At 70.2% G+C, this 14,717-nt stretch carries 10 protein-coding genes; 4 read left to right on the top strand and 6 right to left on the bottom strand.

The annotated features are described in order from the left end of the window. Positions 1-24: 24 nt before the first annotated feature. From HKK74_RS02830 to HKK74_RS02805, 6 genes are all read right to left on the bottom strand, one after another. Positions 25-1,050: a glycosyltransferase family 2 protein gene (locus HKK74_RS02830; RefSeq protein ID WP_376771503.1), complete on the bottom strand. Its 1,026-nt coding sequence runs from the start codon at positions 1,048-1,050 to the stop codon at positions 25-27. 29 nt (positions 1,051-1,079) lie between these two features. Then, positions 1,080-2,150 carry a GNAT family N-acetyltransferase gene (locus HKK74_RS02825; RefSeq protein WP_187241349.1) on the bottom strand — a complete coding sequence of 357 codons (1,071 nt, stop codon included), beginning with the start codon at positions 2,148-2,150 and terminating at the stop codon, positions 1,080-1,082. A gap of 3 nt (positions 2,151-2,153) precedes the next feature. Next, complete coding sequence (locus HKK74_RS02820; RefSeq protein ID WP_187241348.1) at positions 2,154-3,008, bottom strand: glycosyltransferase family 2 protein; 855 nt, start codon at positions 3,006-3,008, stop codon at positions 2,154-2,156. Positions 3,009-3,387: 379 nt separating this feature from the next. Beyond that, positions 3,388-4,824, bottom strand: coding sequence for a maltokinase N-terminal cap-like domain-containing protein (locus tag HKK74_RS02815; RefSeq protein ID WP_312881190.1), 1,437 nt, complete (start codon positions 4,822-4,824; stop codon positions 3,388-3,390). Positions 4,825-4,827: 3 nt separating this feature from the next. Then, on the bottom strand, positions 4,828-6,591 hold the full coding sequence (gene treS, locus HKK74_RS02810; protein ID WP_222721820.1) for a maltose alpha-D-glucosyltransferase: 1,764 nt from the start codon (positions 6,589-6,591) through the stop codon (positions 4,828-4,830). Positions 6,592-6,614: 23 nt separating this feature from the next. After that, positions 6,615-8,633, bottom strand: a complete 2,019-nt coding sequence (locus HKK74_RS02805) for an alpha-1,4-glucan--maltose-1-phosphate maltosyltransferase (protein ID WP_187241347.1) — start codon at positions 8,631-8,633, stop codon at positions 6,615-6,617. A 398-nt stretch (positions 8,634-9,031) separates the two neighbouring features. On the opposite strand from HKK74_RS02805, the gene glgP reads away from it, so the two are divergent. The 4 genes from glgP to HKK74_RS02785 all read left to right on the top strand — a co-directional run bounded on the left by glgP (position 9,032) and on the right by HKK74_RS02785 (position 14,693). Then, the gene (gene glgP, locus HKK74_RS02800) at positions 9,032-11,632 is read left to right on the top strand and encodes an alpha-glucan family phosphorylase (protein WP_187241346.1); all 2,601 of its coding nucleotides are present in this window, start codon (positions 9,032-9,034) and stop codon (positions 11,630-11,632) included. 154 nt (positions 11,633-11,786) lie between these two features. Continuing rightward, positions 11,787-12,566, top strand: a complete 780-nt coding sequence (locus HKK74_RS02795) for an enoyl-CoA hydratase/isomerase family protein (protein WP_187241345.1) — start codon at positions 11,787-11,789, stop codon at positions 12,564-12,566. A gap of 266 nt (positions 12,567-12,832) precedes the next feature. Then, positions 12,833-13,786, top strand: coding sequence for an acyl-ACP desaturase (locus tag HKK74_RS02790; protein ID WP_187241344.1), 954 nt, complete (start codon positions 12,833-12,835; stop codon positions 13,784-13,786). A 79-nt stretch (positions 13,787-13,865) separates the two neighbouring features. Continuing rightward, positions 13,866-14,693 (top strand): serine/threonine-protein kinase, encoded by an 828-nt coding sequence (locus HKK74_RS02785; protein WP_187241343.1) that lies wholly within the window; start codon positions 13,866-13,868, stop codon positions 14,691-14,693. Positions 14,694-14,717 lie beyond the last annotated feature (24 nt).

The raw sequence follows: 14,717 nt of genomic DNA, 5'->3' as shown, positions 1-14,717 counted from the left end.
GGTGGCTGAGGATCGGCACGCCCGTCATCGAGTCCTGCCCGGCCGCCGGGCCGGCGGTCCGGCACCGACCACCGCGGGGTCGCGGGGGCCGCCGCCCAGGCCGAGAGAGCCGGCGGCGTAGCCGAACGCCGTACAGGACAGGCCGGTGACGATGGCCGCCGAGCGCCCCAGGCCGCTCAGGTCGCCGCGTACGGTGTCGCGTAACCCGCGGACCGCGCCGCGCGGCAGCGCCCGCAGGACGTGGGCGCGTTCGCTGGCCAGACCGTCGCCGGCGCCGACGCTGCGGGTGACGAGTGCCTTGGACAGCCCCTCCGCGTAGCAGCGGGCGCGGAAGTAGCCGAACCGGGCCCGCTCCGGCGGGACGCGGTGCCAGATCACGGCGCGGTCGTCGAAGAGCAGCACGGCACCGGGGCTGCTGCGCCCCAGCCGGATGCAGAACTCGGTCTCTTCGCAGCCCAGCGGCCGCTTGCCCGGGCCCCGGCCGATCCCGGTGGCGAACCCGCCGGTCAGCTCGAACGCCGCGGTGCGGAACGAGCAGTTGCCGCCCATCAGATTGCGGACCGGCCCGGGATCCATGCCCCGGTAGGTGCAGCCGACGGTCCAGTCGAACTCCTCGGGAAACCAGCCCGGCCGCCGCCCCGTGCCCCGGGCGAACGTGAGCTCGCGGTGCGTGGTGCCGACGAGCTCGCGCGATGACGGGGCGCCCGGCCACAGTGGGATCGTCAGTCCGCCGACCCCGATGACGGAGGGATCGGCGAAGCCCTCGGCGAAGGTGGCCAGCCAGCCCGGGGCGGCCACCGCATCGTCGTCGAGATAGGCCACCACGTCGCCGCGGGCCAGTTCGGCACCGGTGTTCTTGCCGCCCGACAGCCCCTTGCGATGCCGGTTGGCGACGACGACGACGTCCGGCAGCGACGCCTTCAGCCGGGCGAGCAGGTCCGGATTGTGGTCGACGGACAGGATGATCTCGTGGGGGGCGTGCCGCTGGGCCCGTACGGACATGACCGCCGCGTGCACGTCGTGCCATCGCTCCTCGGTGAAGGCGCAGATGACGACGCTGATCCGGATACCGGTGCCGGTCAGGGAAACCGCCTCCTCATCCGCGCATAGGTCTTGAGCACCCGGTCGGCCCGGTCATAGAGCCGTGGGTCGCGCAGCGCGGCGTTGCGGGCCACGCTCACCGGTTTGGTGCGGAGCCAGTGCAGGCCGGCACCGAGGCGGGCGCGCGCGACCCGGCCCTCGGCGATGCGGATCTCGCGGCTCTTCAGCTGCTCCTTGAACCGCTTGCCGCCGCGGCCCATGGCGATCTCGGTGATGCCGTGCTCGGCGCATGCCTGGGCGAGCCGCAGGTTGCCGATCAGACCGGGGGAGTACTGGGCGAAGCGGGTGTCGTAGGCGGTGAACCAGCCGGCGACCGTCGTGCGGTGGCGCAGGTCGAAGTTGGCCGCGATCGGCTGGTCACCCGCGTACAGGATGTTCAGCATGCCGAAGCCGGTCCGGTGGAAGTGCTCGACCAGCCGTACGATCCAGGGCCGGGCGAACCGGTCCATGCGGCCGGTGCGCCGGTACTGCTCGGACTTCCAGCGCATCAGCAGCCGCAGCGCGGCCGGGTCGGCCGAGGCGAAGACGTACCGCACCTCGCCCACCTCGCGGCCGAGCTTGCGCTCCTTGTACCTGACCGTCTTGTAGCTTTTCGGCGCCGCGCGCCGCGTGACCTCGGCATAGGCCTCGAAACCTCCGCTCAGATCGATGATCGGCTCGGCCCGCTCGACCGAGTGGTAGGGCCGGAACGTCTGCTGATGGGCGATCAGGTGGTCGAAGTCCCAGACGTCCAGGCGGCACGCCTCGAGCAGCGCCGGCGCGTCGAGCCGCAGCTCGGGCGGGGCGATGATGCCCTGCAGGTCGGTGAGGCCGGACCCGACCGGGTGGCCGATGCCCAGGGCGGTGCGCTCATGCGGGAAGAAGGCGACCACGTCCTGGCCCTCTTCGACGACGGCCACCCGGACACCGGGCCGGCACCGGCTGACGCCGGCCGTGAACTCGGGTGACATGAAGGGGTTCTGCAGAGCCGGGTCGGATCGCTGGAGCGCCCGCCACCGTTCGAGCTCGGCGGTGCCGAGCTCACGCGGGGCGACGAGAGTTACCTTCATGGCTCACCGGCTCTCGGCGCGGCCCAGGGCGGTGGACAGCCGGCTCACCGCGACCGGTTCCAGCGCCTGCCCGGCGTGCGTGTCGCCCAGCCGGCCGCGGAGGCGAAGCCGGACCATGGTCCTCAGCACCCGCCAGCCGTCCCGGAGGGTGCGGAGGTTGGAGTCGCCGTACCGCCGGTGGTGTTCGTGGCTGGCGACCTCGGCCATCCGCAACCCCGAGCGAACCGCGTTGACGCACATCTCGGTCTCGATCTCGAAGCCCGTCGAGGTGAGCTGGAGCCGCTCGACGGCGGACCGGCGCATCGCCACATAGCCGTAGCACAGGTCGGTCCAACTGGTGCGGTAGAGCAGGTTGGCCAGCCGGGTCAGCCACCGGTTTCCCTTGCTGCGGATCCGGGTGAGGTCGTCGGACGCGCCCCCGCAGCCGTAGCGCGTGCCCTTGACGATGTCGAACCCGCGGGCGATCAACGCCAGGAAGGCGTCGAACTCGGCCGGGTCCATGCTGCCGTCCGCGTCGAGCATGATGAGCACCTCGGAGCTGGCCACGGCCATCCCCGTCCTCATCGCACTGCCCTTGCCCATCGGCGGTTCGATGATGATCACTGCGTCGGGCCGCAGCAGCCGGGTGATCTCCACCGTGCCGTCGGTGGACTCGCCATCGACGATCACGACTTCGTCCACCGCGGTCAGCCGCGGCAGAAGCCATCGGAGGTTGTCCGCCTCGTTGAGGGTCGGGATGACGGCCGTGACCGTCGGCCACCGGTTGCCGGGCCGGCCGAGGCCGAGATGGTGAGGCTGCCGTACGGATGGTGCGCTCGAGGCGCCATCGGCGCGCACGAGGGGGTCAGGACTGTGCATGGGAGCCCCCGTGGGAGTGGTGTCTGCTTATTTGACGCCAGCCGTCCCCGTCATGCGTCGAGTAATCACGCATCGCTCCCTTTTGGTGACGCAGTGCTCACCATGCATCTCGTACCATTCCGTCACTTAAGGGATCGGTCACTCGCCGTGACCGGGCGCGTATTCAGCGTTAGTCCTGACTTTGGGCCATGGGACCGCGTCGGGGTGCGGCTTTGCCCAAAGATGATGGGTGGATTGCCGTCACGTGACCCGATCCTGGCCGTGGATCTACCTCGGAGCGGCGGCCCGGCCCACGATGCGGCTCACCGCCCGGAGCGCCCGGAGCGCCAGGAGCGCCAGGAGCGCTCGGGGTGCCGGGGCGCTCGGGCGCGGGAACGGCTCAGACCACGGAGTGGCGGAACGAGCTGAGCGGGATGTGCAGCCACGAGGGGCGGTTGCGCGCTTCGTACAGGACCTCGTAGACGGCCTTGTCGTACTCGAAGGCGCGCAGCAGCACCTCGTGCGCGGAGGGATCGGGGCCGCCGCCCTCGGCATAGCCCCGGCAGAACGCCGCCCTGTTGCGCTCGGCCCACTCACGGGCGCGGACCTCCAACTGCTCGCCCACCTCCGGGGCCACCTGGGTCTGCCCCGCGAGCAGGTGGCGGGAGGCGTACTCGAAGGAGCGCAGCATTCCCGCGACATCGCGCAGCGGGTGGCTGGGCGTGCGGCGTTCGGCCAGTGTGTGCAGCGGCTCACCCTCGAAGTCGAGCAGCATCCAGCCGCGCTCGGTGCGCATGACCTGGCCGAGGTGGTAATCGCCGTGGATCCGCTGCACAGGCAGATCCACCTCGTGCTTGGCGAGGTCGTCGAACACCGCGCCGATCATCGCGGCGTACGGCTCGAGCTCCGGCACCGCGAGGACCGTCTCGTCCAGCCGCCGGTGCATGTCCTCGGCCATCGTCCGCACATCGTCGACGGGAAGCCGGGAGACACCGAAGGCGCGGGCGAGGTCGCGGTGCACGGCCGCGGTCACGGCGCCCAGCCGCTCGGCCTCCGACGCGAAGTCACCGCCGACCTCGTCGGCGTGCAGGTCCACCTCGGCGTACAGGTCGCGGACGCTGGTGGCCGCGAGCCGCCAGCCGTCGGTGGCCGTGCGCAGGAACTCCGACAGCATGGCGAGTGTGGTGGGCTCACCGTCGAGGTCGGTCTCGGCCCAGCCGTGCAGCGCCGGGATGTGCTCGCAGCCGACCCGGGTGAGGCCGAGGTTGAGCTCCAGATCGGGATTGGTCCCAGGGGTGATCCGGCGGAACAGCTTGCAGATGTAGACGTCCCCGAAGATCAGGGAGCTGTTGCTCTGCTCGGCCGGGCTGGCGAGGCTGACCAGGTCGGTCTCGATCTCCTGGCCGGGAACGGTCCGCAGCCGGAGCGGGCCGGTGTCGGCGTTGCCGGCCATGCCGGTGAGCAGCGTGCGGGTGAGTTCAGGATCATGTACGGCGTCGTAGATGTGTCGCCCGCCCAGCCGCCCGATCTCGGCGTACTCCAGCCGGCCGGGCAGCTCCGCGCGCGTGCCGAGGAGCAGCTGGTAGCGGTCGACGGTGCCGGGCCCCGGAAAGCCCGGCTCGGCGTCGTGTCCGACCCCGATGACGAGATGGTGCAGGCCGGGGTCGCCGACGGTCAGCTCGGTGGCCTCGAGCACCGTGACCTCGCGCACCTCCCGCCCCTTGCCGGCGAACCACCGCTGCCGGGGCACCCATTCCCGCAGGAGCTCTGTCAGACCCGGCAGATCGACGACGTTGTCTGGGGTCGGTGCCCCGGTGGGCTGGTCGGACGACCGCACGGACTACTTCACCTCTTCTTGGTCTTCGCCTTCTGTCTCGCGGGCCGGGGGGACGGGGGGCAGCAGGAACCAGTAGAACCCATGCCCGGGAAGCGTCAGGAGATACGGGAGTTCACCGGCGGCGGGGAACTGGACGCCGCCCATGCACTCGATCGGCGTCGATCCCTCGAAGCGCCGCAGATCGAGCTCGACCGGCTGCGGAAAGCGCGACAGGTTGTTGACGCACAGTACCCGGTCGTCGCCGAACTCCCGGACGAACGCCAGCACGCTGGGGTTGGAGGCCGACAGCTCGACGTAGGAGCCGAGCCCGAACACCGGGTGCCGCTTGCGAATCTCGATCATCTTGCGGGTCCAGTGCAGCAGCGAGCCGGGATTCTTCTGCTGTGCCTCGACATTGATCGCCTGGTATCCGTAGATCGGATCCATGATCACTGGCAGGTAGAGCCGGGCCGGGTCGCACTTGGAGAAGCCGGCGTTGCGGTCCGGGGTCCACTGCATCGGGGTGCGGACCCCGTCGCGGTCGCCCAGCCAGATGTTGTCGCCCATCCCGATCTCGTCGCCGTAGTAGAGCACCGGCGAACCCGGCAGCGACAGCAGGAGGGCCGTGAACAGCTCGAGCTGGTTGCGGTCGTTGTCGAGCAGTGGGGCCAGGCGCCGCCGGATGCCGATGTTGGCCTTCATCCGGGGGTCCTTGGCGTACTCCGTGTACATGTAGTCGCGCTCTTCGTCCGTGACCATCTCGAGCGTCAGCTCGTCGTGGTTGCGCAGGAAGATGCCCCACTGGCAGTTCTCCGGGATCTTGGGCGTCTGCGCCATGATCTCGGAGATGGGGTAGCGCTGCTCGCGTCGCACGGCCATGAAGATGCGCGGCATCACCGGGAAGTGGAACGCCATGTGGCACTCGTCGCCCCCGGTGGCGGGGTCGCCGAAGTACTCGACCACGTCGGCGGGCCACTGGTTGGCCTCGGCGAGCATCACCCGGTCGGGGTAGAGCCGGTCGATCTCGGCGCGGACCCGCTTGAGGTAGTCGTGCGTCTCGGGCAGGTTCTCGCAGTTCGTGCCCTCGCGCGCGTAGAGGTAGGGCACCGCGTCGAGCCGGAACCCGTCGATGCCGAGGTCCAGCCAGAACCGCAGGACCTCGATCATCGCGTCCTGGACATCGGGGTTGTCGTAGTTGAGGTCGGGCTGGTGGTTGAAGAACCGGTGCCAGTAGTACTGACCGCGCACCGGGTCGAAGGTCCAGTTCGACGCCTCGGTGTCGACGAAGATGATCCGGGCGTCGGCGTACTTGTCGTCGGTGTCCGACCACATGTAGAAGTCGCCGTACGGGCCGTCCGGGTCGGAACGGGACGCCTGGAACCAGGGGTGCTGGTCGCTGGTGTGGTTCATGACCAGGTCGGCGATGACCCGGATGCCCCGCGCGTGCGCCTCGTCGATCAGCTCGACGAAGTCGCCGAGATCGCCGAACTCCGGGAGGATCTTGGTGTACTCGCTGATGTCGTACCCGCCGTCGCGCAGCGGCGACTGGTAGATCGGCAGCAGCCAGATGCAGTCGATGCCGAGCCACTGCAGGTAGTCCAGCCGCTGGATGAGCCCGCGGATGTCACCTGTGCCGTCGTCGCTGGAGTCGTTGAAGCCGCGGATGGCGACCTCGTAGAAGACGGCTCGCTTGTACCAGTGGGGGTCGTTGGGCTTCTCGTGCGTGAACGTGTCAGGAATGGGCTCGACGGCCGCGGTGTCGAGTGCGGCGGTGTCGGCCTCCGGCAGGGCGCCGGCGGAAGGCGGCGTGGTCAACTCTCAGTTCTCCGGACCGTGAAGATGTGGGCAGGCTGGGCGTGCGGGTCGAGGCGCACGTAGTTGGACTGCCGCCAGTCATAGGAGTCGCCGGTGAGTTCGTCGGTGACGACGAAACCCTCCGACCAGTCGAGACCGAGGGCGGGCAGGTCGAGATGGACGGTGGCCTCGTGAACATGATGCGGGTCGAGATTGACGACGGCGAGCACGACATCGCCGGGACCGGTGCCGGACGCGTCCTCGCCCGGATCGCCGGAGCCCGCGCCGGGCAGTCGCTTGGAGAAGCAGATCACGTCCGGCTGGTCGACGTGGTGGAACCGCGGGTTGCGCAGCAACTGCAGTGCGGGATGGGCCCTGCGCAGGGCGTTGAGCCGGCTGAGGAGGGGGGCGATGGTGCGCCCCTCGCGCTCGGCGGCCGCCCAGTCGCGCGGCCGGTACTGGTACTTCTCGGAGTCGCGGTACTCCTCGCTGCCCGGCCGCACCGGGATGTTCTCGATCAGCTCGTACCCGGAGTAGACGCCCCAGGTGGGGGAGAGCAGCGCGGCGAGGACGGCCCGGATCTCGAACGCCGGCCGGCCGCCCTGCACGAGGTACTCGTTGAGGATGTCCGGCGTGTTGACGAAGAAGTTGGGACGCATGTACTTCGCGGCGTCCCCGGACAGCTCGCGTACGTACTCCTCGAGTTCGTCCTTGCCGTTGCGCCAGGTGAAGTAGGTGTACGACTGGTGGAAGCCGATCTTGCCGAGCGTCTGCATCATGGCCGGCCGGGTGAACGCCTCGGCCAGGAAGATCACGTCCGGCGCGATCTCGTTGATCTCCGACAGCAGCCGGGCCCAGAAGGCGACCGGCTTCGTGTGCGGGTTGTCCACCCGGAAGATCCGTACTCCGTGGTCGATCCAGTGCCGGACGACCCGCTTGATCTCCTGGTAGATGCCCTCGGGATCGTTGTCGAAGTTGAGCGGATAGATGTCCTGGTACTTCTTCGGCGGGTTCTCGGCGTAGGCGATCGTGCCGTCGGCGCGGGTGGTGAACCACTCCGGGTGCTCCTTGACCCAGGGGTGGTCCGGAGCGCACTGCAGGGCGAGGTCGAGCGCGACCTCCAGGCCGAGCTCGCCCGCGTGCTCGACGAAGGCGTCGAAGTCGGCGATCGAGCCGAGCTCTGGATGGACGGCGTCGTGCCCGCCCTCCTCGGATCCGATCGCCCACGGCGAACCGGGATCGTGCGGCCCGGGGTTCAGGGTGTTGTTCGGCCCTTTGCGGAACGTACGGCCGATCGGGTGGATCGGCGGCAGGTAGACGACGTCGAAGCCCATGGCGGCGACGGCCGGAAGGCGCCTCATCGCCGTGCGGAGCGTTCCAGACGTCGGACCCCTGCGCCCCATCGGGTCGAACGTGGCTCCCTCGGAACGGGGGAAGAACTCGTACCACGAGCCGAAGAGCGCGCGCTCGCGGTGCACGACCAGCGGCAGCCACGGGGAGGCCGAGTCGAGCTCGCGGAGCGGGTGCTCGCGCAGCAGGTCGAGGATCTCGGGAGCGCTCGCGGCGGCCAGCCTGGTGAGGGCCGGGACGGCCGGGTCGACCAGGTCGCGCGCCAGCGCGGTGAGGACCGCTCGCCGCTTCGCGGGAACGCCCTCGGCGGCGCGGGCGAACAGCAGCGCGCCCTCTTCGAACATCAGGTCGACGTCCTGGCCCCGCGGCACCTTGATGTCGGCGTCGTGCCGCCAGTGCGCGATCGGGTCGCCCCACGCCTCCACGCGGAAGTGCCAGAGGCCGGTCTCGTCGGGGGTGACCTCGGCGGTGAGCCGGTCGGTGCCGGGAACGGTCTCGCTCATGTGCACGAGGGGCCGGGTCGTGCCGTCGGGGGCGCGCAGCACGACGCCCGCGCCGAGTCTCTCGTGGCCCTCGCGGAACACCGTCGCACTCACGTCGAAGGTCTCGCCGACGGCGGCCTTGGCGGGCCACCGACCGCAGTCGACGACGGGTTCCACGTCCAGGATGGGTATGCGCTCGATCATCAACGGCAACGCTACCGGCGGATTCTCAGGGGCGGTGCGGACTTCGGTCAAGTAATGATCACCCGTGTCGCGGGTCATTTCCGGCTTAACGCCCATACCTCACCTCTGCTCGCCGTCCCCTGCTCATAGTGCGTGATCGATACGAGTGGAATGTCCGCTCCGGCTGCCATCCAAGCCTCTCCATGCCCGAATCCGGCGCGTAACTCTCCAGTACGAGTGCTTAACTTTGTGCTACCTCTCCGACACTTCGTGTCATGGCGGAGGCGGGCCGCGGTTCCGGCGGTCCAGGCGTGGTGCCGGTACCGGCGACCCGAGCGGCAGCCTTGACCATTATCAAGGAATCTTGTGTGCGGGTTCGGGTCGCGAACACCCATGGCCTGCGCATAGCGTTACCCACCGTGAAGGCCATCCGACGATTCACCGTACGCACCGTCCTGCCCGAGCCACTACGGCAGCTCGAGGAACTCGTCCTCAATTTGCGCTGGTCATGGCATAACGAGACGCTTGACCTGTTCCGCTCGGTGGACCCCGATCTGTGGGAGTCCGTGCGCCACGACCCCGTCAAGCTGCTGGGGGAGGTCTCCCCGCAGCGGCTCGCGGCGCTCGCCGCCGACCGCCGGTTCCTCCGGCGGCTCCAGGACGCCACCGAGGATCTGCGCGAGTATCTGACCGCCCCGCGCTGGTACCAGTCGCTCGACGACGAGCCACCGGCGGCCATCGCCTACTTCTCACCGGAGTACGGCATCACCGCCGCCCTGCCGCAGTACTCGGGCGGCCTCGGCATCCTCGCCGGTGATCACCTCAAGACCGCGAGCGACCTCGGCGTGCCGATCATCGGTGTCGGCCTCCTCTACCGGCACGGCTACTTCTCGCAGTTCCTCTCGCCCGACGGCTGGCAGCTGGAGCGCTATCCGCCGATCACGCCGACGGGGCTTCCGCTCACCCTGCTGAGGGAGGCAGACGGCACGCCGCTGCGGATCCAGGTCGGGCTGCCCGAGGGCCGCGACCTCAGCGCCCAGGTCTGGCTGGCCGGCGTCGGCCGGGTGCCGCTGCTGCTGCTCGACTCCGACGTACGCGAGAACGACCCCGCCGCGCGCGACGTGACCGACCGGCTCTACGGCGGCGGCACCGACCACCGGCTCCTGCAGGAGATGCTGCTGGGCATCGGCGGCGTGCGGGCCATCCGCGCCTACTGCCGCATCACCGGGCACCCCGCGCCCGAGGTCTTCCACACCAACGAGGGGCACGCCGGCTTCCTCGGGCTCGAGCGGATCCGCGAGCTCGTCACCGAGCAGGACCTCAGCTTCGACGAGGCGCTTGAGGCCACCCGCTCCGGCACGGTGTTCACCACCCACACGCCGGTGCCCGCGGGCATCGACCGGTTCCCGCGTGAGCTCATCCAGAAGTACTTCGGCGGCCCCAACGAGACCGCCAGCGTCCCTGTCGACCGCGTGCTCGCGCTCGGCGCCGAGACCTACGAGGACGGCGACCAGGACGTCTTCAACATGGCCGTCATGGGCATGCGGCTCGCGCAGCGGGTCAACGGCGTCAGCCGCCTGCACGGCGCGGTCAGCCGCGAGATGTTCGGCGGCCTGTGGGGCGGCTTCGACGTCGACGACGTGCCCATCGGGTCCATCACCAACGGCGTGCACCCCGAGACCTGGGTGGCTCCGGAGGTCATCGAGCTGGCCGCCAGGGAACTGCCCGACGTCATCTCGGCCGGGCGCGGCTGGGAGGGCGTGCGGCGCCTGGCCGAGGGCGAGATCTGGCGGGTACGGCGTACCCTGCGCGAACGCCTGGTGCGCGACGCGAGGCGCCGGCTGCGCGAGTCGTGGCGGCAGCGCGGCGCCTCGGACGCCGAGCTGTCCTGGGTCGACGACGCACTCGACCCCGACGTCCTCACCATCGGCTTCGCCCGCCGGGTGCCGTCGTACAAGCGGCTCACCCTGATGATGCGCGACCCCGAGCGGCTGCGCAGGCTGCTGCTCGATCCCGAACGCCCCGTGCAGATCCTCATCGCGGGCAAGGCGCACCCGGCCGACGAGGGCGGCAAGCGTCTCATCCAGGAGATCGTCCGGTTCGCCGACGACGCCGGGGTGCGGCACCGCATCGTCTTCCTTCCGGACTACGACATGGCGCTCGGGCAGATGCTGGTCCAGGGCTGTGACGTGTGGATGAACAACCCGCTGCGCCCGCTGGAGGCCTGCGGCACGTCCGGCATGAAGGCCGCGCTGAACGGCGGCCTGAACCTGTCCATCCGCGACGGCTGGTGGGACGAGTGGTTCGACGGCCAGAACGGCTGGACGATCCCGTCGGCCGACGGTGTCGAGGACCCCGATCGGCGTGACGACCTCGAGGCGAGCGCGCTCTACGAGCTGATCGAGGACCACGTGTCGGTCATGTTCTACGACCGTGGCGGCGACGGCCTGCCGCGCCGCTGGCTCGAGATGGTCAAGCACACGCTGGCGTCGCTCGGCCCGAAGGTCCTGTCGACCCGGATGGTGCGTGACTACGTCGTCGACCTGTACGCGCCGGCGGCGGCCTCGCGGCGGGTCATGAGCGCCGACGCCCACGCCGGCGCCCGGTCGCTCGCCGAGTGGAAGCACCGGGTGGCCAAGGCATGGCCCGGCGTCGCCGTGGGCCACGTCGAGTCCGACGGGGTCGGCGAGAGCCCGCATATCGGAGCGCGGCTGACCGTGCGCACCACGGTCGAGCTCGGCGAGCTGCGGCCCGAGGACGTCGCCGTCGAGGTGGCGTACGGGCGGGTCGACGACACCGACTCGCTGATCGACGCGCGGTACCAGGAGCTGACCGACACCGAGACGGTCGAGAACGGGCGCCTTCGCTACGTGGGCGAGGTACCGCTCGACCGGACCGGCGACTTCGGTTACAGCGTGCGGGTGGTGCCCCGGCACGAGATGCTCGCGAACCGCGCCGAGATGGGGCTCGTCGCACTGCCGCCCGCTCCGCTCGGCATGACCAACGGCGACCTGCGCTGATCAGGGGTCGTCGCGGGTCGGCAGTGGCTGAGCATCGCCGGCAGCGCGGACTTCTCCGCGCTGTCGGCGATGCGGCCGTACCGGACCGCCGTTCGGGCGGCCTCGGTGATCACGCGTAGGCTCGCGCTGGACAGTCGTGGATCAAGGAGGTCGCGTGGGCGAGTTCGTGCGTGTCGAGATTGAGGACGGCGTCGCCACCATCCGGCTGGGCCGACCGAAGATGAACGTCCTCAACGCTCAGATGCAGGGCGAGATCGCCGAGGCGGCCCGGCAGGTGAGCGCCGACGACGACGTCCGCGCGGTCGTGGTGTACGGCGGTGAGAAGGTCTTCGCCGCCGGCGCCGACATCAAGGAGATGGCGGAGCTGTCGTACGTCACGATGTCCGTCCGGTCAGAGCGGCTGCAGGGCTTCACCAAGGCGCTCGCCGCGGTGCCCAAGCCGGTCATCGCTGCCATCACGGGTTACGCGCTCGGCGGCGGTCTCGAGGTCGCGCTGGCCGCCGACTTCCGGGTCGCCGGCGAAGGCGCCCGCCTGGGCCAGCCGGAGATCCAGCTCGGCATCATCCCCGGCGCCGGCGGCACCCAGCGGCTCGCGCGGCTGGTGGGCCCGGCCCGCGCCAAGGACCTCGTCTTCACCGGCCGCCATGTCAAGGCCGACGAGGCGCTCGCCATCGGCCTGGTCGACCGGGTCGTGCCGGACGCCGACGTCTACGCCGAGGCGCTGAAACTGGCGGAGCGCTACAAGAACGGCCCGGCGGTGGCGCTGCGCGCCGCGAAGCAGGCCATCGACTCGGGCCTCGACGTCGATCTCGACACCGGCCTGGAGATCGAGCGGTTGCAGTTCTCCGCCCTGTTCGCCACCGAGGACCAGAAGATCGGCATGAAGAGCTTCGTCGACGAGGGGCCCGGCAAGGCCAGGTTCACCGGCCGCTGACGCGCCCACGCGCGGCCCCGTGGACCGGTGCCACGGGGCCGGGATCCCGGTCGCGGGCGGGAGGCCGGCGGACCGGTCCACGGCCGGGTCTCCGGCGGACCGATCCACGGCGGCGCCTTCGGCGCGGGCGGGCGGGACCGTCACGCGTGCGCGGAGGCACAAATGGCGCGCGCTCATCTTTGTCGATTCCCGCGTGGTCTCATTACCTACGCACCCGTAAGTTAGCTCGTGACAGATTCGTTATGCGCATCACTGAGGGGTTGCCAATGGCGTCCACGTCCCGCCCGAAGACGACGACCGAGCTGCTGTTGGAGCTGGAGCCGGTCGTCGCCACCGAGCTCGACCGTCACCTCGCCACGGCCAAGGAATGGTTCCCGCACGAGTACGTGCCCTGGAGCGAGGGCCGTAACTTCGACGGCCAGTTCGAGGGTGAGCCGTGGGTCCCCGAGGACTCGAAGGTGACACCCGAGGCCCGGGACGCCCTGGTGGTCAACCTCCTCACCGAGGACAACCTGCCCGGTTACCACCATGAGATCGCCACCATCTTCGGCCGTGACGGCGCCTGGGGCACCTGGGTCAACCGCTGGACCGCCGAGGAGAACCGCCACGGCATCGTCATCCGCGATTACCTCACGGTCACCCGCGCCGTCGACCCGGTCGCGCTGGAGCGGGCCCGGATGACGCACATGGAGGGCGGCTACCAGGCCGACCACGGCGAGAAGATGCTCCACGGCCTCGCCTACGTGTCGTTCCAGGAGCTGGCGACCCGGGTGTCGCACCGCAACACCGGCCGGGCCTCGGGCGACCCCGCGTGCGAGCGGCTGCTGACCCGGGTGGCGGCCGACGAGAACCTGCACATGCTCTTCTACCGCAACGTGCTCGCCAAGGCCTTCGAGCTCGCGCCGAACGACACCATGCGCGCCGTCACCGACGTGGTGAAGAACTTCCAGATGCCCGGCCACACCATCGAGGGCTTCCTGCGCAAGTCGGTCGTCATCGCGAACGCCGGCATCTACGACCTGAAGCTGCACCTCGAGGACGTGCTTTCCCCGGTCCTGCGCCAGTGGAAGATCTTCGAGCTCGAAGGCCTGAGCGGCGACGGCGAGAAGGCGCGCGAGGAGTTGTCGGAGTACCTCGGGGAACTCGACACGGCGGCGACCCGCTTCGTCGAGCGCCGTGCCGAGCGCCGGGCCAGGCAGGCCGCCCGCGAGGGAAAGTAACGACCTCAGCAGGAACCAAGGCCCCTCCGGTCCCGTCGAAGAGAGAGACGAACAGGCGGTTCAGGACGGGGAAGGGGTCATGGCGGCGGTCGAGCGACTGGGCGAGTATCGGTTGCTGGAGCGGATCGGAGTCGGCGGCACCGCGGTGGTGCACCTGGCCGTGGACTCCCACGGCCGCGAGGTGGCGGTGAAGGAGCTCCGCGCGGAGTTGGTGGACGAGCCCGGCGCCAGGCGCGCACTGGCACGGGAGATCCTGGCCCAGGGCAAGGTCGGCAGCCGCCATGTGGCGCGGCTGCTCGACGGCGACGTGGGGGGCGACCGGCCGTACACGGTGACGCAGTACGTCCCGGGGTCGACCCTCCGCGAGTTCGTCAAGACCTACGGGCCGCTCGGCGGCATGTCGCTGACGCGGTTCGCGCGTGAGGCGGCGGAGGGCGTCGCGGCGATCCACGCGGCCGGGGTCGTTCATCGGGACCTGACCCCGGGAAACGTGATGATCCTCGGGGGGTCGCCGATCATCATCGACTTCGGTGTCGCCTACGAGGCCCGTACGGGACAGGAGACCCGGCCCGGGATCCTCATCGGCACGCCGGGCTTCCTCGCGCCGGAGCTGATCGAGGGCGAGGCGGTCACCGGCGCCGCCGACGTGTTCTCCTGGGCCGCGACGGTCGCCTTCGCCGCGACCGGGCGCCCGCCGTTCGGCAAGGGCTCGCTGCACGGCGTCTGCTTCCGTATTCTGCGTGGTGCGGTCGACCTCGACGGGGTCGCCGAGCCCCTCGCCTCGTTGCTGCGCCTCGCCCTGCGGCGTGACGCACATGCCCGTCCTTCCGCCGCGTGGTTCGCGGGCGAGCTGGCACAGTGGAGGCAGGCGCCCGCGCTCGCCCGGACGGGGCGAGATGCCGCATAGGTCCGACTTGTCGTCGATAGTGCG

The sequence above is a fragment of the Actinomadura alba genome, from assembly GCF_014323705.1.
Taxonomy (GTDB): Bacteria; Actinomycetota; Actinomycetes; order Streptosporangiales; family Streptosporangiaceae; genus Actinomadura_C; species Actinomadura_C alba.
The sequence above is the reverse complement of the archived record's forward strand: the minus strand, read 5'-3'. Positions and strand labels throughout refer to the sequence as shown.

Excerpts from the sequence above, each read along its gene's own strand:
- HKK74_RS02785 (WP_187241343.1), top strand. The coding sequence starts at position 13,866 with ATGGCGGCGGTCGAGCGACTGGGCGAGTATCGGTTGCTGGAGCGGATC.
- HKK74_RS02820 (WP_187241348.1), bottom strand. The coding sequence starts at position 3,008 with ATGCACAGTCCTGACCCCCTCGTGCGCGCCGATGGCGCCTCGAGCGCA.
- HKK74_RS02805 (WP_187241347.1), bottom strand. The coding sequence starts at position 8,633 with ATGATCGAGCGCATACCCATCCTGGACGTGGAACCCGTCGTCGACTGC.
- HKK74_RS02825 (WP_187241349.1), bottom strand. The coding sequence starts at position 2,150 with ATGAAGGTAACTCTCGTCGCCCCGCGTGAGCTCGGCACCGCCGAGCTC.
- HKK74_RS02790 (WP_187241344.1), top strand. The coding sequence starts at position 12,833 with ATGGCGTCCACGTCCCGCCCGAAGACGACGACCGAGCTGCTGTTGGAG.